The sequence below is a fragment of the Roseomonas sp. TF40 genome (assembly GCF_057219975.1).
On record NZ_JBXVVR010000006.1, the window covers coordinates 76,420 to 96,352 of the forward strand.

Consider the following 19,933-nt stretch of genomic DNA (forward strand, 5'->3'; position numbering starts at 1 on the left):
ACAGCGGGGAAATCTGAACCATGCGGATGACCGGGCAGGACAGCCTCAAGACCCGCCGAACCCTCACGGTGGACGGCAAGAACTACGAGTATTTCTCCCTGCCCGCGGCGGCGCAGAGCATCGGGGACATCTCCCGCCTGCCGGCCAGCCTCAAGGTCCTGCTCGAGAACGTGCTGCGCTTCGAGGATGGCCGCGCCTACACGGTGGCCGATGCCCATGCCATCGCCGGCTGGCTGGCCGAGGGCCGCTCGACCAAGGAAGTGCCCTTCAAGCCCGCGCGCATCCTGCTGCAGGACTTCACCGGCGTGCCCGCCGTGGTGGACCTCGCCGCCATGCGCGATGCGCTGGCGCGCCTGGGTGGCGAGCCGCGCAAGGTGAACCCGCTGGTGCCCGTCGATCTCGTGATCGACCACTCGGTGATGGTCGATGTCTCCGGCACCAAGGATGCGCTGCAGAAGAACGTCGACATCGAGTTCGAGCGCAATGGCGAGCGCTATGAGTTCCTCCGCTGGGGCCAGTCCGCCTTCGCGAATTTCCGCGTGGTGCCGCCGGGCACGGGCATCTGCCACCAGGTGAACCTGGAATACCTGGCCCAGGTGGTCTGGACCGCGACCGATGCCGGCGAGGTCTTCGCCTATCCCGACAGCTGCTACGGCACCGACAGCCACACCACCATGGTCAACGGCCTGGGCGTGCTGGGCTGGGGCGTGGGCGGCATCGAGGCCGAGGCCGCGATGCTCGGCCAGCCCATCGCCATGCTCATCCCCGACGTGATCGGCTTCAAGCTGACCGGCAAGCTGCGTGAGGGTGTCACCGCCACCGACATGGTGCTGACGGTGACGCAGATGCTGCGCAAGAAGGGCGTGGTGGGCAAGTTCGTCGAGTTCTTCGGCCCGGGCCTGACCCACATGCCGCTGGCCGACCGCGCGACCATCGCCAACATGGCGCCCGAATACGGCGCGACCTGCGGCTTCTTCCCGGTCGATGAGGTGACGCTGGGCTACCTCACCATCTCGGGCCGCGACGAGCACCGCATCAACCTCACGCGCGAATACTTCAAGGCGCAGGGCATGTGGCGCGATGATTCGACGCCGGATCCGGTGTTCACGGATACGCTCGAATTGGACCTGTCCACGGTTGAGCCCTCGCTCGCGGGGCCGAAGCGGCCGCAGGATCGCGTGGCGCTGGGTTCGGTCGGCGCCTCCTTCGCGAAGGACCTCGCCGCGGGCGCCATGGGCGTGCCGGGCGATGAGGCGAACAAGCGCGTGCCGGTGGAAGGGGCGAATTTCGACCTCGGCCATGGCGATGTGGTGATCGCCGCCATCACCTCCTGCACCAACACCTCCAACCCCTATGTGCTGGTCGCCGCCGGCCTCGTCGCCCGCAAGGCGCGCGAGAAGGGGCTGACGCCCAAGCCCTGGGTGAAGACCTCGCTCGCGCCCGGTTCGCAGGTGGTGACGGACTACCTGAACGCCTCGGGCCTCACGGCCGATCTCGATGCGCTCGGCTTCCAGACGGTGGGCTATGGCTGCACCACCTGCATCGGCAATTCGGGCCCGCTGCCCGAGCCGATGGTGGAGGCGATCGAGGGCAACAAGCTGGTCGTCGCCGGCGTGCTCTCGGGCAACCGCAACTTCGAGGGCCGCGTGCACGCCAATGTGCGCGCCAACTACCTCGCCTCGCCGCCGCTGGTGGTGGCCTATGCGCTGGCGGGGACGGTGAAGAAGGATCTCTCCAAGGATCCGATCGGCACCGGGCGCGACGGCCAGCCGGTCTATCTGCGCGACATCTGGCCGAGCCAGGAAGAGGTCAACACCGTCGTGCACGGCGTGGTCACCCGCAAGATGTTCATGTCCCGCTACTCGGACGTGTTCAAGGGCCCGGCGCAGTGGCAGGCGATCCGCGTCGATGCCGACAGCGACACCTACAAGTGGAATGGCGGCTCCACCTACGTGCAGAACCCGCCCTATTTCGAGGGCATGACCATGGAGGTCGGCGCGCTGGCCTCCGTGCGTGGGGCGCGCGTGCTCGGGCTGCTGGGTGACAGCATCACGACCGACCACATCTCGCCCGCGGGCAACATCCGCAAGTCGAGCCCGGCGGGCGAATACCTGCTGGAACACCAGGTGCGGCCGGCGGATTTCAACAGCTACGGCGCGCGCCGCGGCAACCACGAAGTGATGATGCGCGGCACCTTCGCCAACATCCGCATCCGCAACGAGATGGTGCCCGGCATCGAGGGTGGCATCTCCAAGCACTACCCCTCGGGCGAGAGCGCGCCGATCTACGACGTCGCGATGCGCTACCGCAACGAGGGCGTGCCGCTGGTGATCTTCGGCGGCAAGGAATACGGCACGGGTTCGTCGCGCGACTGGGCGGCGAAGGGCACCTTCCTGCTCGGCGTGAAGGCCGTGATCGCCGAGAGCTTCGAGCGCATCCACCGTTCGAACCTGGTGGGCATGGGCGTGCTGCCGCTGGTCTTCAAGGACGGGGAGAGCCGCACGAGCCTCGGCCTGAAGGGCGATGAGCTGGTCGACATCCTCGGCATCGAGGATCTGAAGCCGCGCATGATGCTCGAACTGGTGATCACCCGCGCCGATGGCTCGGTGGTGCGCACCGAGGTGCAGTGCCGCGCCGATACGGCCGATGAGGTCGAGTACTACCGCAACGGCGGCATCCTTCACTACGTGCTGCGCGGCATGGCGCGGGCCGCGTAAGCGGCTGCGCTTCGGCCGAGAAAGGGGGGCGCGACCTGCAAGGGTCGCGCCCTTTTTCTATGCCGGCAGCGAGGCCAGCGCCGCGTCGAAGGCGTCGAGCGTCTGCGCGATGTCCGCGGGCGTATGCGCCAGCGAGATGTAGAACTTGCTCTCGCCCTTCATCACGCCCTGCGCGCGCAGCACGCGGTTCACATGCGCCTGCACCGCGCGGTCGGCGCGCTGCATCGCGCGATAGTCGCGCAGCGGACCCGCCGCATGAACCACGTCGAAGAGCGGCGGCTCGCCCAGGATCTGCGCCGTGAGGCCGGCGCGCGCGATGCGCTCGGAGAGGCCCGCCATCAGCGCGCGGCCTGTGGCGAAGATGGTTTCATAGGCGCCCGGGCGCCGCAGGATCTCAAGCGTCTTGAGCCCCGCCACCGCCGCCACCGGATTGCCCGAGAGCGTGCCCACCTGCATCAGGAAGCCGTCATCGCCGACCCGCGCGCGATCGAAATGCGCCATGATCTCGGCGCGGCCCGCCACCGCCGCCAGCGGGAAGCCGCCGCCGATCACCTTGCCCAGCGTGCACAGGTCAGGCGTGACGCCGTAGTAGGCCTGCGCGCCGCCATAAGCGAAGCGGAAGCCCGTCACCACCTCGTCGAAGATCAGCACCAGCCCATGCCGCGTGCAGATCTCCCGCAGCCCCGCGAGGAAGCCGGGCGCGGGCGGGATCAGCCGTTGCAGCGGCTCGACGATGATGCCCGCAAGCTCACCCGCATGCGCCGCGACCAGCCGCTCCACCGCGTCGAGGTCGTTGAATGGCGCAACCAGCACGTCGGCTTGCGCGGCACGCGGGATACCGGCGGAATCCGGCACGGCCTCGGGGAAGTTGGCGAGGCGCTTGGGCGCCAGGCTCATGAGCCCATGGTCGCTCATGCCGTGGTAGCCGCCCTCGAATTTCAGGATGCGCTCGCGCCCGGTGAAGGCGCGGGCCAGGCGCATGGCGTACATGTCCGCCTCGGAGCCGGAGGAGACGTAGCGCAGTTGCTCGGCGCAAGGCACGGCCGCCACGATCGCCTCGGCGAGTTCGATGCCCTGCTCGTTGTTGGCGAAGAAGGTGGTGCCGCGGGCAAGCTGTTCCTGCACGGCCTCATTCACCTCGGGATGCGCATGGCCGATCAGCATGGGCCCCGAGCCGAGCAGGAAATCGACGTATTCGCGCCCCGCCACGTCCCACACGCGCCCGCCGCGCCCGGCACGCAGCACCACATCGCCCGCCATGTTGCCGAAGCTGCCCGCCGGCAGCACCCGCCTTGCGCGCGCGGCCAGCGCGGCCTCGGCCTCCTCGGTGATCGGCATGTCCATGCGCGGGCTCCCTTCCAGGCAGCAGAGTAGAGACCCGCGCGGCGGCGCGTGAAAGGGCCGAATTCAGCGCCGCAGCGCCGCACCCAGCCACAGGCTCGCCGGGATCGCCGCCGCGCAGAGCAGCGCCATCGACCAGAAGGCGGCACCCCCGGCCGCCGCGTAGAGCGGCCCGCTCGCCAGGGTGAAGACCCCCATCCACAGCCCCGTGCCGAGGGCCGCGTGCAGCGTCTGCGCCATGCCCGCCTGGGCGGGGGGCACCACGCGGCCCAGCACCGCCATGGTCGCCAGATGCTGCATCCCGAAGGTCGCGGCGTGCAGCGCCTGCACCGGAAAGAGCAGCCAGGGATCCACCGTCAGCGCCACCACGCCCCAGCGCAGCACGCCGGCGGCGCCGGCCGCGACGCAGAGCCCGACCGGGCCGAGCCGCGTGACGAAGCCGCGGCCCCACCAGAACAGCGCGACCTCCGCCACCACGCCCGCCGCCCAGAGCCCGCCGATCAGCCCCGGCGAGAGGCCCGAGGCCTGCCAATGCAGCGTGCCGAAGGCGTAGTACATGGCGTGGCTGCCCTGGATCAGCGCCGAGACCACCAGCAGCCGCCGCAGCGCCGGGATGCGCAGCGGCGCGAGGAAGGCGGCCAGCCCGCCCGGCCCGCTGCCGGGCCGCGCGGGCGCTTCCGGCAGGCTAAGCGCCGCCAGCGCCGTCACCGCGAGCCCGGCGATGAGCAGCCAGACCGCGGCTTCCGGCCCGCCCCAGGCCACGGCCTGCCCGCCGCCCAGCGCGGCGACGATGAAGCTGACGCTGCCCGCCGCCCGGGCCCGCGCATAGTCGAAGCCGGGCGGCGTCCGGGCGGCGACCACGGTCATGGCGTCGGTCAGCGGCACCACCGGCGCCAGGGCGGCGTTGTGCACCAGGATCACCAGCAGCAGCAGGCCGAAGCCGGCGGCGAGCAGCAGGCCCGAGGCCGCCAGCGCCGCCACCCCGGCCGAACAGGCCAGCACCAGGCGCGGCGCGGCCAGCTTGTCCGCCAGTCGCCCGCCGAGCGGCCCGGCGACGAGCCGCACGGCCGAGCCCGCGGCCAGCAGCACGGCCACTTCCTCGGCCCCCAGCCCCCGCCCGGCCAGCACGGCGGGCAGGAAGGGCAGCAGCACGCCGAAGGCGAAGAACTGGGCGGCGTAGATCAGGGCAAAGCGCGTGGCGGGGCTCACGCCGCGCAGGCTGCCCGTCCCCGGCCGCCGCGCCAAGCCTGCTCAGGCGGCGCGCAGACCCGCGAGAAAGGCATCCGTCTGCGCGCGCATCGCCGCCATGCGCGCGGCGAGCAGGCCCGCGCTCTCGCGCACCCGCAGGCCCGCGGCGTCCGTCTCGCCTGCCCCCTGGGCGAGCACGGCCAGGGTGGTGGTGACCTGCTGCGTGCCGCCCGCCATCTCCGCCGCACGGCGCGTGATCTCGCGCGTCGCGCTGGTCTGCTGTTCCGCCGCGCCGGCGACGGCGGCGGTCAGCCCGCCCATCTCCTGGACCGCGGTGGCGATCTGGGCGATCGCCTCCACCACGCCCTCGGTCGCGGCTCGGATGGCGCCGACCTGGGCGCCGATCTCCTCGGTCGCGCGCGCCGTCTGCCCGGCCAGGGCCTTCACCTCGCCGGCCACCACGGCGAAGCCCTTGCCGGCATCGCCCGCCCGCGCCGCCTCGATCGTGGCGTTGAGCGCGAGCAGGTTGGTCTGCCCGGCGATGCTCTCGATCAGGCGCACCGCCTCGCCGATCCGCGCGGCGGCGTCGGAGAGGCCGCGCACCCGTGCCTCGGTCTGCGCCACCTCGGCCTCGGCGGCGCGGGCGCGCGTCGCGGCGTCCGACATCTGGCGCGTGACCTCGGCGATGGAGGCGGCAAGTTCCTCGGTCGCCGCTGCCACGGTCTGCACGCTGGCCGATGTCTGCTCGGCCGCACCGACCGCATCCTGGCTGCGGGAACGCCCCTGTTCCGCCGTTCGGCCAAGCTGCACCGCGGCGGAATCGAGCGCCCCGGCCGCCCCAGCCATCTCGGCGAAGCCATCGCGGGTCTCGGCGTCGAAGCGCTCGATCTGGCGCTCCAGCGCCTCGGCCCGGGCCAGCGCGCGCGCCGCCTCCGCGGCACGTTCGGCGTCCGCCGCCCGCGCCATGAGGCTCGCCTGGCGGAAGCCCTCCAGCGCGCGGGCGGTGGCGCCGATCTCATCGGCCCGCGCCGCGCCGACCACGGGCTGCGCCAGTGCCCCGGCCGACATCGCCTCGGCCGCCGCGCGCAGATCGGCGAGCGGGCGCAACACGCCGCGGCGAAGCAGCAGCATCGCAAGGCCCGAGAGCAGCGTCAGCACCGCAAGCGTCAGGCCCAGCAGCTGCGTGGCCAAGGCGGACCCCTGGGCCAGCGCCACGCTCATCAGCGCCTCGCTGCGCGCATTGGCGGCGCGGGCGGCAGCGGTCAGGCGATCATTCAGGGCGGAGCGGTTCGCGCGGTTGGCCTCGTTGTTGCCGAAGCGGTCGGCGGCGGGCGCGCCTTCCTCCCGGACCAGGCGCAGCAATTCCCGCCGGAAGCCCGCGAAGCTGGCGGCGGCCTCCTGCAGCGCGGCGAAATCGGCGCGCTCCGCGGGCGGGACCAGCCGCGCCCAGGCGGCGAGGTCCTGCTCCAGCCGGTCGAGCGCGCGGGTCAGCCCGACGCCGAAGCGATCGACCTGCGCGCGGTCGCGCGCCATGTAGATGCCACGGCTCTCCATCACCACGTCGAGCACATGGGCGTTGGCGCGCTCGGCCAGGCGCGACGCCTCGGCCGCCTGGCGCCAGTCCCGGACCTTCCGCTCATGGCTCTCGAAGATCAGCCAGCCGGCCAGGGCGGTGGCGAAGCCCACCAGGGCCAGCCCGCCGAGCAGGAGGTTGAGCCGGAAGGCGATGGAAGTGGTGATGCGGCGGATCATGGCGGTCTCCGCGCCGCTGCGTTGCGGCGCCCGGTCGCTTCCTACGCCGGCACTGGTTGACGCCCGGTTGCGACCGGCGCGGCGCCGGGCGGTTGCCAAGGGGGCCGCATCGTGCGACGCGTCTTGCCAACCCCGGGACGGACTTCCATCAAGCCAGCCATGTCTGACCGTCACATGTTTGCCCCCCGCGTGCGTGCCGTGCTCGGCCCGACCAACACCGGCAAGACGCACCTCGCCATCACGCGCCTGCTCGCGCATGCCTCCGGCATCATCGGCTTCCCGCTGCGCCTGCTGGCGCGCGAGAACTACGACCGCATGGTCGCCGCCAAGGGGGAGCGCCATGTCGCGCTCATCACCGGCGAGGAGAAGATCATCCCGCCCGAGGCGAAGTGGTTCGCCTGCACGGTCGAGGCGATGCCGCTCGAGGGTGTCGGCGGGCGCCGCGCCGAATTCGTCGCGGTGGATGAGATCCAGCTCTGCGCCGACGCCGATCGCGGGCACATCTTCACCGACCGGCTGCTGCATGCCCGCGGCCTGGTGGAGACCATGTTCCTGGGTGCCGAGACCATCCGCCCGCTGCTGCAGCGCCTGGTGCCGCAGGCGGAGATCGAGACCCGCCCGCGCCTGTCGAGCCTGACCCATGCGGGCGCGGCCAAGCTCTCCAAGCTGCCGCCGCGCAGCGCCATCGTGGCGTTCAGCGCCACCGAGGTCTACGCCATCGCCGAGGCCGTGCGCCGCCGGCGCGGCGGCTGCGCGGTGGTGATGGGCAGGCTGAGCCCGCGCACGCGCAACGCCCAGGTGGCGCTCTACCAGAACCGCGAGGTCGATTTCCTGGTCGCCACGGATGCGATCGGCATGGGCCTCAACATGGATGTCGATCACGTCGCCTTCGCCGCGCTGCAGAAATTCGACGGCCACCAGATCCGCCCGCTGAACGCCCAGGAAGCCGCCCAGATCGCCGGGCGCGCCGGGCGGGGCATGCGCGACGGCAGCTTCGGGACCACCGCCGATTGCCCGGCGCTGCCCGATGAACTCGCCCAGCAGATCGAGGGCCATGCCTTCGAACCGCTGAGCCAGATCGCCTGGCGCAATTCCGACCTCGATTTCGCCAGCATCGACGCGCTGCTCGACAGCCTGGCCGCGCCGCCGCCCCAGCCCGGCCTCGCCAAGGGCAATGACGCGGTGGACCACATCACGCTGAACGCCCTGTCGCGCGAGCCCGAGGTGCGCCGCCTCGCCCAGGGGCGCGCGGGCGTGCGGCTGCTGTGGGAAGCCTGCCAGGTGCCGGATTTCCGCAAGATCGCGGATGACAGCCATACGCGGCTCTGCGCCAAGATCTTCGGCCATCTCTGCAGCGAGGGCCGCCTGCCCGATGACTGGGTGGCGGGCAACATCGCCGCCCTCGGCAATGTCGAGGGCGATCTGGATACGCTGATGGCGCGGCTCGCCACCATCCGCATCTGGTCCTACATCGCCGCGCGCAATGACTGGCTCGCCAATGCGGTGAGCCACCAGGGCGAGGCACGCCGCGCCGAGGATGCGGTGAGTGACGCGCTGCATGAGCGCCTGATGCTGCGCTTCGTCGATCGCCGCGCGGCGCACCTCATCCGTAGCCTGGACGATACGGAGAAGGAGCTGCTCTCCGCCGTCACGCGCCAGGGCGAGGTGATGGTCGAGGGCCATACGGTCGGCAAGGTCAGCGGATTCCAGTTCCTCCCCGATCCCGAGGCGACGAAGGAAGAGGAGAAGCGCCTGGTGCTGCGCGCCGCGCGCCGGGCGCTGCGCGAGGAGATGCCGCGCCGCCTCGCCAGCCTCGAGACCGCGAAGGACGAGGCCTTCAGCCTCACGCCCCAGCACCGCGTGATCTGGGACGGTGCGGAGGTCGCGCGCCTGCGCCCGGGGCCGGAACCCCTCAAGCCGCATGTGGACGTGCTGGCCAGCGAGTTCCTGGACAATACGCAGCGCGAGCGCGTGCGCCTGCGCCTCGCCACCTGGATCGAGGCGCTGGTCAAGCGCGAGCTGGGCGGGCTGCTGGCGGTGGAGGCCAAGGCGGCCGAGGACAACACACTGCGCGGCCCGGCCTATCGGCTGCGCGAGGCCATGGGCCTCGCCCCCGGCGCCACGGAGCGCGAGATCCCGGCCGAGCTGCGCGCGCGGCTCAAGGGCATCGGCATCCGCGCCGGGCGCTACGCCATGTACCTGCCCGACGTGCTCAAGCCGCGCGCCATGGCGCTGCGCGCGCAGCTCTGGGCGCTGCGGCGCAACATCGCCACGCCGCTGCTGCCCAATCCGGGCCTCGTGTCCATCACCCTGCCCGAGACGGCCGAGCCCGCGGCGCCCGCCGATGCGCAGACCCCGCGCGGGCCGGAGGGCTGGCCCCCCGGCTTCGCCGTCATGGCCGGCTGGCTGCCGGCCGGGCGGGTGCTGCTGCGCCTCGACGTGGCGGAGCGCGTGGCCGGGGAACTCGGCTACCAGACGCGCCGCGCCCCGGCGCCGCTGCCCGATGGCCTCGCCTCGCGGCTTGGCGTGAAGGCGGATACGCTGCCGATGGCGCTGGAGGCGATGGGCTTCCGCCTTCTGCCCGCCAGCACCCTGGCCGAGAACGAGTTCGGCCCGCCCGTGCCGGCGCGCATTGCCGTGCACCGCCCGGAACGCCAGGCCGGGCGCCAGCGTCCGCCGCGCAAGGCGGAGGTCGTCATCAAGATCCCGCCCGCCCCGGCCGGGCGTCAGGCACCGCCGGGGGACGCCCCCCGCCTGCCCTTCTTCGGTCCCCCCGTGCCACCTGAACTGCGACAGCAGCGCTTCGGCCGCGGCGCCGAGGGGCCGCGCCGCGACGGGGGTGGACGCGACCAGCGCCGGGAGGGCCGTCGCCCGCAAGGGGGCGCGGAGGGTCGGCCGCCGCAGGGCGGCGCGCCGGGCAAGGCCGCACAGCCCATTCCGCCGCGCGCCCCACGCGTGGAGATCATCCCCCCCGCCCCGGCGCGGGGCGAACGCATCCCCCCGGCCGGGGCCCGCCCACCCGGTCCGCGGGCCGATGGCCCGCGCGGCGAGGGTCCGCGCCAGGATCGGCGCCCGGATCGCGACCGCGGCCCCCGCCCGCCGCGGGAGCCGGTGGAGCTGCTCTCCGGGCCGAAGCCCGATTCGCCCTTCGCCGTGCTCGCCCAGCTGAAGCTGCGCAAGGACTGAGATGGCGGAGGCGGAGCCCGGATCGGCGGCGGCCGGCTGGCAGCGCCTCGATCTCTGGCTCTGGTGCGCGCGGGTGGCCAAGACCCGCGCCGAATGCGCCCGGCAGGTCGCCGCCGGGCGGGTGCGGATCAACCGCCAGCCGACCGACAAGCCGCATGCGAAGCTGCGCCCGGGCGATGTGCTGACCCTGACCATCGGCGAAAGGCTGCGCATCTGGCGCGTGCTGGCCCTCGCGGCCCGGCGCGGCCCGGCCGTTGAGGCGCGTGGGCTCTATGAGGACCTGTCCACACCGCAGGAGAGCGCCTGACCCGGCTTGCCAGCCGCGCTTGGCCGGGCCACATCTTGTGCGCTGCACCCCGGGCCGGCGTGCAGTTCGACCGCTCTCCTGCAGGGGTGGGGCGCGCGAAGGGGCCGGAGGCGGAAGTGACCTACGTCGTCACCGAGAATTGCATCAAGTGCAAGTACATGGACTGCGTGGAGGTGTGTCCGGTGGACTGCTTCTACGTCGGCGAGAACATGCTGGTGATCCACCCGGACGAGTGCATCGATTGCGGCGTCTGCGAGCCGGAATGCCCGGCCGAGGCGATCCTGCCGGACAGCGATGCGAAGGCGACCGCCTGGGTGGAGCTGAACCGCACCTATGCCACGCAATGGCCCAACATCACCCGCAAGGGCGAGGCACCGGCCGATGCCGATGCCTGGAAGGACAAGCCGGACAAGAAGGCGCTGTTCAGCCCCGAGCCCGGCAAGCCCTGAACGCCGATCTTTGCCCCCCAGGCAAGGCTAGGGGTGGCAAGATGGCTTTGTTTGTATTACATTAATCCGAGGTCAGGGGTGCAGCGCCGGCGGGGCGATGCACCCGCCTGACCGGAGCATGACAACCGCGCGACCAGGATGTGGCCGTGTCCAGCGGGACGCGGCGCGCATCGCTTCGTGTCGCGGCAGAAGGCGGGTGGCGTTATGAAGGCAACCGCTCCGACCAAGGCCAAGTCCGGCAAGGCGAGCCCGAAGGTGACCGCCAAGGCGAGCGCCGTGAAGACGCCGAGCAAGGTGGCGGCGAAGCCGGCCGCGAAGGCGCCGGCGAAGCCAGCGACCAAGCCCACGGCAAAGGCCGCCGCTGCCAAGGCCGCACCCGCGAAGGCTGCAGCCCCCAAGGCGGCCCCTCCCAAGGCCGCGCCCGCCAAGGCCAGCCCGGCCAAGCCCGCACCTGTGAAGGCTGCACCGGTGAAGCCGGCCCCCGCCAAGGCCGCGCCACCCAAGGCTGACGCGCCGAAGGCCGCGCCCGCCAAGGCCGCGCCCGCCAAGCCTGGCCCGGCGAAGGCCGCCCCCGCCGAAGCGCCGGACGCCAAGGCAGTCGCCATGAAGCAAGCCGCGACCAAGCCCGCCAGCCCGCCGCCTGCCGCCGCCAAGCCGGCAGCGGTGAAGCCGGAGCCAGCGCCAGTTCCCAAGCCTGTGGCGAAGCCGGCCCCCGTGGCCGCCGCCAAGCTGCCCGAGATGCCCGCCCCCCCCGCCCCCATGCCCGCACCGCCGCCCCCCGTCCTGGCGCCCAAGCCGGCGCCCCGCCCGATCGCCCAGCCAGTGGCCGTGAAGGGCCCGCCCAGCTTCCCGCCGCGGCCCGGCGGGCCGATGCGCCCGCAGCAGGCGATCGACCCCGACGCGCCCGTGCTGCCGCCGCGCCCCAAGGGCCCGCCGGTGGAGTTCAAGGCGGGCGACCATGTCGTCTACCCGACCCATGGCGTCGGCCAGGTGCAGGGCATCGAGGACATGCCCGTCGCGGGGATGTCCCTGAAGGTGATCATCGTCACCTTCGAGGAAAACCGCATGACCCTGCGCGTGCCGGTGAACAAGGCGGCCTCCTCGGGCCTGCGCAAGCTCGCCTCCTCGGAATCGATCAACGAGGCGCTGGAGGTGCTGAAGGGCCGCGCGCGCATCAAGCGCACCATGTGGTCCCGCCGCGCCCAGGAATACGAGGCCAAGATCAACTCCGGCGACCCGCTGGCCATCGCCGAGGTGGTGCGCGACCTGCACCGCAACGCCGGCCAGCCGGACCAGTCCTTCTCCGAACGCCAGATCTATGAGCAGGCGCTGGATCGCCTCGCCTCGGAACTCGCGGCGATCGACCGCACCGACAAGGCCGCGGCCTCCGAGAAGCTGTTGACCTTCCTGAAATCCGTGTGAGCCGATAAGCCCCCGCGCGCATCGCAGGGGGACAGGCGCCGGCGCGGCTTGGACAGGGGCACGGAAAGTGCGATCTGTCGCGGCCCCGGTGCGCCCTTGCGTGCCGCGCCCTGCCAGGAGAGTGCCCACCCCATGCCCCAGGCCGCCAAGGCTTCGCGTCTGTCCCCGCATCTGCGCCGCCTGGAGGCAGAGGGCATCGCCATCATCCGCGAGGTTGCGGCCAGCTTCCGCAACCCGGTGCTGCTCTATTCCATCGGCAAGGACAGTTCGGTGGTGCTGCACCTGGCGATGAAGGCCTTCGCGCCCGGCCGCCCGCCCTTCCCGCTGCTGCACATCGCGACCGGCTGGGACTTCCGCGCCATGCTGGAATTCCGCGACAAGCGCGTGGCGGAGCTCGGCCTCAACCTCATCGTGCACACCAACCCCGAGGGGCTCGCGCGCGGCATCGGGCCGATCACGCATGGCTCGCAGCTGCACATGTCGATGATGGGGACCGAGGCGCTGAAGCAGGCGCTGGACATGCACGGCTTCGACGCCGCGATCGGCGGCGCCAGGCGCGACGAGGAGAAGGCGCGCGCCAAGGAACGCGTGTTCAGCTTCCGCGCCCCCGGCCATGTCTGGGAACCGCGCGGCCAGCGGCCGGAACTGTGGGGCCTCTACAACACGCGCATCAACCCGGGCGAGGAGATGCGCGTCTTCCCGCTCTCCAACTGGACCGAGTTCGACGTGTGGGACTACATCGCCGCCGAGGAGATCCCGGTGGTGCCGCTCTACTTCGCCGCGGAACGCCCGATGCTGCGCCGCGCCGGCGCGCTGATCATGCGCGACGACGACCGCATGCCGCTCGAACCCGGCGAGCAGGTGGAGATGATGTGGGTGCGCTTCCGCACCATGGGCGACTGGCCACTGACCGGCGCGCATGAAAGCCGCGCCGAGACGATGGAACAGGTGCTCGCCGAGATCCGCGACAGCCGCACCAGCGAACGCCAGGGCCGCCTGATCGACAGCGACCAGGAAGCGAGCATGGAACGCAAGAAGCGCGAAGGATATTTTTGACTGGCTGCCGCGGGCGGCGCCATGGCTACCCGCCCTGATCGTCACGCCAGCGCCGGATGCGGTGATGGCGCCGAGAATCAAAAACCCCCGGGGATCGCTCCCCGGGGGTTTCGCCGTTCAGGGGCCGAAGCCCGCTGATCAGTTGCTGTTCTGGCGCACGCCCACCAGCTGCAGCAGCAGCTGGAACAGGTTGACGAAGTTCAGGTAGAGGCCGAGCGCGTCGAAGACGCTGCGCTTGCCGGCCTCTTCCGAGCCTTCGGCATAGGCGTACTCGATGTAGTCCGCCTTGATCCGCTGCGTGTCATAGGCGGTGAGGCCCACGAAGACGACCACGCCGATGATCGTGATGGCGAACTGCAGCGCCGAGCTCTGCAGGAAGATGTTGACCAGGCTGGCCAGCAGGATGCCGATCAGGCCCATCATCATGAAGGAGCCCATCTTCGTCAGGTCGGCCTTGGTGGTGTAGCCGTACAGGCTGATGCCGCCGAACATCGCCGCCGTCACGAAGAAGGTCGAGGCGATGGAGCCCGAGGTGTAGATGGCGAAGATGTTGGCCATCGAGGCACCCATCACCGCACAGAAGGCCCAGAACAGGGCCTGCGCGGTGGTCTTGCTCATGCGGTTCACGCCGAAGCTGAGCACCAGGATGAAGGCGAGCGGGGCGAACATCGCGACCCAGCCCAGCATCGTCGGCACCGTGGCGTTGCCGCGCGGCGTGCGCACCACCTGGTAGAACAGCTCGGCGGCGCCGGTATGGGCGATCAGATAGGCCACGATGCCGGTCAGCAGGAGGCCCGAGGCCATCCAGTTGTAGACCCGCAGCATGTAGCTGCGCAGGCCCTCATCGAGCTGCGCCTGATCGACGGCCGCGGACCGCCCGAAGGGCTGGGTCCAGGCCGAGCCGCCAGCCTGAAAGCGGTTGTCGGGACCGAAAGCCATGGTGAGAAAATCCTCCAGCCGGGCGCGGGTGAAGAACGCCCTGGCTCTGCGCGATTATATGGAGTTTCTGTAATTCAAATCAACCCAGGCGTCGGGCTGGTCAGGCCCGGCTCAGGCCGCGCCCGGCACCCAATAGCCCTGGTGCGGCACCGCGCCTTCCTCTTCCAGGCAGGGGCCGACCACCACGACCTTCTCCGCCGCCGTGTCCAGCACCTCGCGGCAGGACAGCTTCAGCCCGGCGGTATGGGGCTGGGCGTTGCGAAGGTGCAGGATAGCGGCCGCCGAAAGACCGAAAACCACCCGACCGATCCCGGTGTAGAAGATCGCCGCCGAGCACATGGCGCAGGGCTCGCCCGAGGAATAGATGGTGGCCGCCCGCAGCACCTCACGCGGAAGTTGCGCCGAGATGACGGCGGCGCAGGCATTCATCTCGCTATGCGCGAGCGTCCCCCCGCCGCCTGCCCCCTGGGTGGAGAGGCCCTCGGCGAGAATCGCCCCATCCGCCCCCACCACCACGGCCGAGAAGGGCCGGTCGCCGCGCGCGCGCGCCTGCATCGCCAGGGCATAGGCATGGCGCAGCCGCGCCGCATCGGTCTCGGTGAAGGTCACATCCATGCGCGGAAGTGAACCCCGCCTTCACTCGTTCCGCAACAGCGCCGCCGGGCGCACGCGCAGCGCCAGCGCGGTGCCGACATAGCCGAAGCCGAGCGTGAGGATCACGCAGCCCAGCACGGTGATCGCCAGCGTGCCCGGCAGGAACACCCAATCGCCGCGCATGACATAGCGCACCACGGCCCAGGAGGCCGCCGAGCCCGCCGCCGCGGCCAGCAGCCCGGCGACCAGGCCGAGCAGGCCGAACTCGACCAGCCAGGCATTGCGGATCTGCCCGCGCGTGGCGCCCACGGTCTTGAGGATCACCGCGTCGCGCACCCGCGCCGCCTGCCCCGCCGCCACGGCGCCGGCCAGCACCAGCATGCCCGCCAGCAGCGTGACGGAACTCGTCGCCTGCAAGGCGACGCCCACACGGCTCAGCAGGTTGGCCACGGCCTCCAGCGCGTCCCGCACGCGGATGCCCGAGACATTGGGGAAGGCGTCCGTGACGGCGCGCAGCACGCCGACCTCGGCGGCCTCGGCCGCGCGGATCGTGGCGATATGCGTGTGCGGGGCCGCCGCCAGCAGCCCCGGCGAGGCCACCAGCGTGTAGTTGATCCCCAAGCCCCGCCACTGGATGTCGCGCAGCGAGGCGATGGTCAGGTCGAGGTCGCGCCCCAGCACGTTCACCGTCAGCGTGGCGCCCAGGCCGATTCCCCAGCCCTTGGCGAGGTTGGCGTCGAAGGAGACCAGCGGCGGGCCATCATAGTCCGGCGCCCACCATTGGCCGGCGACGAGGCGCGTGCCGTCGGGCGGGGTCGCCGCATAGGTCAGGCCGCGATCGCCGCGCAGCGCCCAGCGGGTTTCCTCGGTCGCGTTCACCTGATCCGCCGGCGTGCCGTTCACGGCGACGATGCGCGCGCGCAGCGAGGGCACGCGCCGCACCTCCGCCACGCCGGGCAGGCCGCGGGCCAGCGAATCGAAGCCCTCGGCCTGGTCGTTCTGGATGTCGATGAAGAAGAAGCTCGGCGCCGATTGCGGCAGTTGCTCGGCGAGTTGCCGGCGCAGATTGCCCTCGATGGTCGCGATGGTGGCCAGGGTGGTGAGCCCGATGCCCAGCGCCACCAGCATGATCGGCGTCGGCGCGCCCGGCCGGTGGAGATTGGCGAGGCCGAGCCGCAGCGCCGGGCGGCGCAGATGCCGCAGGCTGCGGGCGAAGGCCATCAGCCCCGCGGCACCCAGGCGGAAGAGCAGCAGCGTCGCCGCCGCCCCGCCGCAGAAGCCGAGGGCGAACAGCGGCTGCTCGGCCGTGCCCACCACGAGGCCCACCAGCGCGAGGGCGGCCAGGATGTTCGCCACGATGATGCCCCGCGCCGGCCAGCCGGGGCTGGCCGTGATCGTGTCGCGGAACAGCGCCGCGCCGGGTACGCGCTGGGCGCGGCCCAAGGGCCAGAGCGCGAAGGCGAGTGCGGTCAGCAGCCCATAGAGCGCGGCGATGGCGAGCGCGCCGGGATAGACGCCGAAGCGCGGCGGCACGGGCAGCGCGCCCGCCAGGGCCTGCGCCGCCAGCCAGGTCAGGCCGAAGCCCGCGACCAGCCCGATCGCGATCCCGAAGCCGGCCAGCACCATCACCTGGATCAGATAGGTGGCGAGGATGGTGCCCGAGGGCGCCCCCAGGCAGCGGAGCGTGGCGATGGTGCGCCCCCGCCCCTCCAGCCAGGCGCGCACGCCCGTCGCCACGCCGATGCCGCCCACCAGCAGGGCGGTCAGCCCCGCAAGCGTCAGGAAGGCGGCGGCGCGGTCGAGGAAGCGGTTCACGCCCGGCTCCGCCTGGTCGGCGAAGCGCACGCGCCAGCCGCCATCGCCCATCGCCGCGCGCCAGGCCTCGGCGAAGGGTCTCGGCGCCGTGCCCTCGGGCAGGCGCACGCGCATGTCATAGGCGAAGAGCGAGCCGGGCTGGATCAGCCCCGTGCCGGGAATGGCGCTGGCCAGCACCAGGGCGCGGGGGCCGAGCACGGTCGGGCTCGCCACGCGATCCGGCTCGGTGGCGATGCCACCGACGAAGGTGAAGGTGGCCTCGCCGATCCGCACCGGATCGCCCACCGAAAGCCCGAGCCGCTGCACCAGCGAGGGCTCGAGCGCCACGCCGTAGCGCCCATTGCGCGGCACGAGGCTCGCGCCCTCCGGCGTCAGCACGAGGTCGCCATAGAGCGGATAGGCCGCATCCACCGCCTTGAGCTCGACCAGCGACCGCTCGCCGCTGGGCGCGATCGCCATGGCGCGCATCTCGATGACCTGGGAGAGCACCGCGCCCCGGCTTTCCGCCCAGGCGCGGGCCTCGGGCGAGAGCGGGCGCTGGCTGACGCGCACCTCGATGTCGCCGCCGAGCAGCCTTGCGCCATCGGCAGCAAGCCCGGCCTTCACCGCGCTCTGCAGCGTGCCGACGGCGGTGATGGCGGCCACGCCGAGCGCGAGGCAGGCCAGCACGATGCGCAGCGATTTCAGCCCCCCACGCAGCTCCCGCCGCGCGAGGCGCCAGCCTTGGGTCAGATGGCTCATTCGGCGGCCATCTGCAGGTTCGGGGTGTCGGAGACGATGCGCCCATCCTCGATCCGCACCTGCCGGCCACAGCGCTCGGCCAGCAGCGGGTCATGGGTGATGAGCAGGAGCGTGGTGCCCAGCCGGGCGCGCAGGCCGAACAGCAGGTCCATCACGGCCTTGCCATTGCCGCGGTCGAGGTTGCCCGTCGGCTCATCGGCCAGGATCAGCCGCGGCTCGGCCACCACGGCTCGGGCGAGCGCGGTGCGCTGCTGCTCGCCGCCCGACATCTGGCCCGGATAATGGTCGAGCCGATGGCCGAGCCCGACCTCCGTCAGCGCCGCGCGCGCGCGGTCGAAGGCATCGCCCCTGCCGGCGAATTCCAGCGGGATCGCCACATTCTCCAGCGCCGTCATGGTGGGAATCAGATGGAAAGCCTGGAAGACGATCCCAACTTCGTCACGGCGGAAGCGGGCCAGCGCATCCTCGTCCAGGCTGCCGATGTCATGGCCCGCCACGTCCAGACGACCCGCGGTCGGCTTCTCCAGCCCCGCGAGCAGCATGAGGAGCGATGTCTTGCCCGACCCCGAAGGCCCCACGATGCCCACCGCCTCCCCGGCCTGGACGGAGAGGTCCACGCCGCGCAACACATGCACGGGCCCGGCGGCGGCCATCGCGGTGAAAACGAGGCCGGTCGCGGCGATCAAGGGCGGGGCAGCGGGCGGCGGGGAAGCGATCATGAAGTCCTCGCAAGATTTCACCCGATATGGGCGCCGGAGTGCGCTGCGAAAGGCCGCGGCGGGTATCGGCTTGTTACTGGCGGCGCCGCGCCTCGCCCAGGCCCAGCCGCAACTCCAGGCACAGCCCGAGATCCGCCTGCTGATGCTGGGCGACAGCATCACCGCCGGCTACGGCCTGGCGCGCAGCGAGGGCCCGCCGGCGCAGATCCAGGCGGCGCTGCGCGCGCGCGGCCGGGCGGTGCGGGTGCTCGATGCCGGGGTCTCGGGCGATACCACCGCCGGCGGCCGGGCGCGGATCGAATGGGCGCTGGCCGACCGGCCCCATGCGGTGATCGTCGCGCTGGGTGGCAATGACGGGTTGCGCGGCCTCGCACCCGCGCAGATGCGCGCCAACCTCACCGCCATCCTCGACGCCACGGCGCGGCGCAACCTGCCCACGCTGCTGGCCGGCATGATCGCCCCGCCCAATCTCGGCGCCGAATACGGGCGCGACTTCGCCGGCGTCTTCACCGACCTGGCCGCGGCGCGGCCTGACCTCGTCTTCTACCCCTTCCTGCTCGAGGGCGTGGCCGGCGAGCTGGCGCTGAACCAGCCCGACCGCATCCACCCCACCGCCCAGGGTGTCGCGGAGCTGACCCGGCGGATGCTGCCTTTCATCGAAACCCTGCTGGACCGCGTGCGCGTTTTGCCTTCAGGCTGAACGCGCCCCGAATCGCGGAGCGCGCCGATGCTGCGTCTGTTCGTCGCCCTGTCCCTGCCCGCCGAGATCAAGGCGCAGCTTGCCGCCATCTCGGGCGGCATCCCGGGGGCCCGCTGGGTGCCGCCGGAGAACTACCACCTGACGCTGCGCTTCATCGGCGAGATCGAATCCTGGCAGGCGGAGGAGGTGGATGCGGCGCTGGCCGCCATCCGCGCACCGCGCTTCGACCTCTCCCTGGCGGGCATCGGCACCTTCGAGAAGGCGGGGCGGATCCAGGCGCTGACCGTCACCGCCGCGCGTTCCGAGGCCCTGTCGCGCCTGCAGACCAAGGTGGAGAATGCGCTGCAGCGCGTGGGGCTCGAGCCTGAGCGGAGGCGCTTCGCCCCGCACGTCACCCTCGCCCGCACCGACCGGGCGGAGGTCTCCAAGCTGGTCTCCTTCGTGCAGACGCACAGCCTGTTCCGCACGCCGCCCGTCGCCATCGAGCACTTCTACCTGTTCTCCTCCTTCCTCGGGAAAGAGGCGGCGCATTACGTGCCCGAGGTCGAATACGAGCTGGCCTGAATCCTGTTTTCCCGCCCGCCCGGGGGTGCTACCGATTCGCCAATGCGCGCCCGCCCCGCCCTGATCCGGCTGCTGGCCCTCCTGTTGCTGCTGCAATGGGGGAGCGCCTTCGCGCATTGCCTGCCGACCACCCCGGCCGACCCGGCGCTGCATGTCGAGATCTGCACGCCGGAGGGCATCCGCCTCGCCGTGCTGCCGGGCGATGCCCCTGAAGCGCCGGAGCATGGCCAGGGTTTCTGCCCGGCCTGTGGCGGGCCGGCCGCCTTCGCCCTGCCGGCGGTGGCGGTCACGCTGGCGCCGCCGGTCTTCCTGGCGCAGGCGGCCGACCCGCCGCCCCCCTCCAGCCCCGGCCCGCTGCCCACGCCGTCCTGCCGCCCCCCGCCGAGGGCGCCGCCGACCTCCTGATCCGCTGCCACCCTGTCTGCAAACGGATCAAGGATTTA

Annotated in this window: 16 protein-coding genes; 9 read left to right on the forward strand and 7 right to left on the reverse strand. The window is 72.0% G+C overall.

Features of this window, described 5'->3' with window-relative positions:
• The first annotated feature begins 20 nt into the window (after positions 1-20).
• Positions 21-2,717 carry an aconitate hydratase AcnA gene (gene acnA / locus AC2D9U_RS17200; protein ID WP_484751325.1) on the forward strand — a complete coding sequence of 899 codons (2,697 nt, stop codon included), beginning with the start codon at positions 21-23 and terminating at the stop codon, positions 2,715-2,717.
• A gap of 57 nt (positions 2,718-2,774) precedes the next feature.
• Here the strand turns inward: acnA and AC2D9U_RS17205 are convergent, their stop codons facing one another.
• From AC2D9U_RS17205 to AC2D9U_RS17215, 3 genes are all read right to left on the reverse strand, one after another.
• The gene (locus AC2D9U_RS17205) at positions 2,775-4,061 is read right to left on the reverse strand and encodes an aspartate aminotransferase family protein (protein WP_484751327.1); all 1,287 of its coding nucleotides are present in this window, start codon (positions 4,059-4,061) and stop codon (positions 2,775-2,777) included.
• 63 nt (positions 4,062-4,124) lie between these two features.
• Positions 4,125-5,267: an MFS transporter gene (locus AC2D9U_RS17210; RefSeq protein ID WP_484751329.1), complete on the reverse strand. Its 1,143-nt coding sequence runs from the start codon at positions 5,265-5,267 to the stop codon at positions 4,125-4,127.
• Between the two features lie 42 nt (positions 5,268-5,309).
• The gene (locus tag AC2D9U_RS17215; protein WP_484751331.1) at positions 5,310-6,998 is read right to left on the reverse strand and encodes a methyl-accepting chemotaxis protein; all 1,689 of its coding nucleotides are present in this window, start codon (positions 6,996-6,998) and stop codon (positions 5,310-5,312) included.
• Between the two features lie 159 nt (positions 6,999-7,157).
• Here AC2D9U_RS17215 and AC2D9U_RS17220 point away from each other — a divergent pair, with 159 nt between their 5' ends.
• From AC2D9U_RS17220 to cysD, 5 genes are all read left to right on the forward strand, one after another.
• Positions 7,158-10,184, forward strand: a complete 3,027-nt coding sequence (locus tag AC2D9U_RS17220) for a helicase-related protein (RefSeq protein ID WP_484751332.1) — start codon at positions 7,158-7,160, stop codon at positions 10,182-10,184.
• Between the two features lies 1 nt (position 10,185).
• Positions 10,186-10,491, forward strand: a complete 306-nt coding sequence (locus AC2D9U_RS17225) for an RNA-binding S4 domain-containing protein (RefSeq protein ID WP_484751334.1) — start codon at positions 10,186-10,188, stop codon at positions 10,489-10,491.
• Between the two features lie 116 nt (positions 10,492-10,607).
• Positions 10,608-10,940, forward strand: a complete 333-nt coding sequence (fdxA, locus tag AC2D9U_RS17230) for a ferredoxin FdxA (RefSeq protein ID WP_484751336.1) — start codon at positions 10,608-10,610, stop codon at positions 10,938-10,940.
• A 204-nt stretch (positions 10,941-11,144) separates the two neighbouring features.
• Entirely contained in the window at positions 11,145-12,362 is a 1,218-nt protein-coding gene (locus AC2D9U_RS17235; protein WP_484751338.1) for a CarD family transcriptional regulator, read from the forward strand.
• 132 nt (positions 12,363-12,494) lie between these two features.
• Positions 12,495-13,418: a sulfate adenylyltransferase subunit CysD gene (gene cysD / locus AC2D9U_RS17240; protein ID WP_484751340.1), complete on the forward strand. Its 924-nt coding sequence runs from the start codon at positions 12,495-12,497 to the stop codon at positions 13,416-13,418.
• Between the two features lie 138 nt (positions 13,419-13,556).
• Here the strand turns inward: cysD and AC2D9U_RS17245 are convergent, their stop codons facing one another.
• The 4 genes from AC2D9U_RS17245 to AC2D9U_RS17260 all read right to left on the reverse strand — a co-directional run bounded on the left by AC2D9U_RS17245 (position 13,557) and on the right by AC2D9U_RS17260 (position 18,226).
• A complete protein-coding gene (locus tag AC2D9U_RS17245) occupies positions 13,557-14,357 on the reverse strand; it encodes a Bax inhibitor-1/YccA family protein (RefSeq protein ID WP_484751342.1) in 801 nt (266 codons plus the stop codon).
• Positions 14,358-14,468: 111 nt separating this feature from the next.
• Positions 14,469-14,972, reverse strand: coding sequence for a nucleoside deaminase (locus AC2D9U_RS17250; protein ID WP_484751344.1), 504 nt, complete (start codon positions 14,970-14,972; stop codon positions 14,469-14,471).
• Positions 14,973-14,993: 21 nt separating this feature from the next.
• A complete protein-coding gene (locus AC2D9U_RS17255; RefSeq protein WP_484751346.1) occupies positions 14,994-17,507 on the reverse strand; it encodes an ABC transporter permease in 2,514 nt (837 codons plus the stop codon).
• Positions 17,504-18,226, reverse strand: a complete 723-nt coding sequence (locus AC2D9U_RS17260) for an ABC transporter ATP-binding protein (protein ID WP_484751348.1) — start codon at positions 18,224-18,226, stop codon at positions 17,504-17,506. Before AC2D9U_RS17260 ends, AC2D9U_RS17255 begins: the two co-directional genes overlap by 4 nt.
• On the opposite strand from AC2D9U_RS17260, the gene AC2D9U_RS17265 reads away from it, so the two are divergent.
• Genes AC2D9U_RS17265 through AC2D9U_RS17275 form a run of 3 tightly spaced genes read left to right on the forward strand, consistent with a single transcriptional unit; the run spans position 18,225 to position 19,895 of the window.
• Positions 18,225-18,926, forward strand: coding sequence for an arylesterase (locus AC2D9U_RS17265; RefSeq protein ID WP_484751351.1), 702 nt, complete (start codon positions 18,225-18,227; stop codon positions 18,924-18,926). The genes AC2D9U_RS17260 and AC2D9U_RS17265 overlap by 2 nt on opposite strands.
• A gap of 27 nt (positions 18,927-18,953) precedes the next feature.
• Positions 18,954-19,490, forward strand: a complete 537-nt coding sequence (thpR, locus tag AC2D9U_RS17270; protein ID WP_484751353.1) for an RNA 2',3'-cyclic phosphodiesterase — start codon at positions 18,954-18,956, stop codon at positions 19,488-19,490.
• Between the two features lie 42 nt (positions 19,491-19,532).
• Complete coding sequence (locus AC2D9U_RS17275) at positions 19,533-19,895, forward strand: DUF2946 family protein (RefSeq protein ID WP_484751355.1); 363 nt, start codon at positions 19,533-19,535, stop codon at positions 19,893-19,895.
• The last annotated feature ends 38 nt before the right edge of the window (positions 19,896-19,933 follow it).

What these genes read in the sequence shown, in the direction of transcription:
- AC2D9U_RS17205 (WP_484751327.1), bottom strand. Translation starts at nt 4,061, where the DNA reads ATGGACATGCCGATCACCGAGGAGGCCGAGGCCGCGCTGGCCGCGCGC.
- AC2D9U_RS17265 (WP_484751351.1), top strand. Translation starts at nt 18,225, where the DNA reads ATGAAGTCCTCGCAAGATTTCACCCGATATGGGCGCCGGAGTGCGCTG.
- cysD (WP_484751340.1), top strand. Translation starts at nt 12,495, where the DNA reads ATGCCCCAGGCCGCCAAGGCTTCGCGTCTGTCCCCGCATCTGCGCCGC.
- thpR (WP_484751353.1), top strand. Translation starts at nt 18,954, where the DNA reads ATGCTGCGTCTGTTCGTCGCCCTGTCCCTGCCCGCCGAGATCAAGGCG.
- AC2D9U_RS17255 (WP_484751346.1), bottom strand. Translation starts at nt 17,507, where the DNA reads ATGAGCCATCTGACCCAAGGCTGGCGCCTCGCGCGGCGGGAGCTGCGT.
- AC2D9U_RS17260 (WP_484751348.1), bottom strand. Translation starts at nt 18,226, where the DNA reads ATGATCGCTTCCCCGCCGCCCGCTGCCCCGCCCTTGATCGCCGCGACC.
- AC2D9U_RS17225 (WP_484751334.1), top strand. Translation starts at nt 10,186, where the DNA reads ATGGCGGAGGCGGAGCCCGGATCGGCGGCGGCCGGCTGGCAGCGCCTC.
- AC2D9U_RS17275 (WP_484751355.1), top strand. Translation starts at nt 19,533, where the DNA reads ATGCGCGCCCGCCCCGCCCTGATCCGGCTGCTGGCCCTCCTGTTGCTG.
- AC2D9U_RS17250 (WP_484751344.1), bottom strand. Translation starts at nt 14,972, where the DNA reads ATGGATGTGACCTTCACCGAGACCGATGCGGCGCGGCTGCGCCATGCC.
- AC2D9U_RS17245 (WP_484751342.1), bottom strand. Translation starts at nt 14,357, where the DNA reads ATGGCTTTCGGTCCCGACAACCGCTTTCAGGCTGGCGGCTCGGCCTGG.
- AC2D9U_RS17215 (WP_484751331.1), bottom strand. Translation starts at nt 6,998, where the DNA reads ATGATCCGCCGCATCACCACTTCCATCGCCTTCCGGCTCAACCTCCTG.
- AC2D9U_RS17235 (WP_484751338.1), top strand. Translation starts at nt 11,145, where the DNA reads ATGAAGGCAACCGCTCCGACCAAGGCCAAGTCCGGCAAGGCGAGCCCG.
- acnA (WP_484751325.1), top strand. Translation starts at nt 21, where the DNA reads ATGCGGATGACCGGGCAGGACAGCCTCAAGACCCGCCGAACCCTCACG.
- AC2D9U_RS17220 (WP_484751332.1), top strand. Translation starts at nt 7,158, where the DNA reads ATGTCTGACCGTCACATGTTTGCCCCCCGCGTGCGTGCCGTGCTCGGC.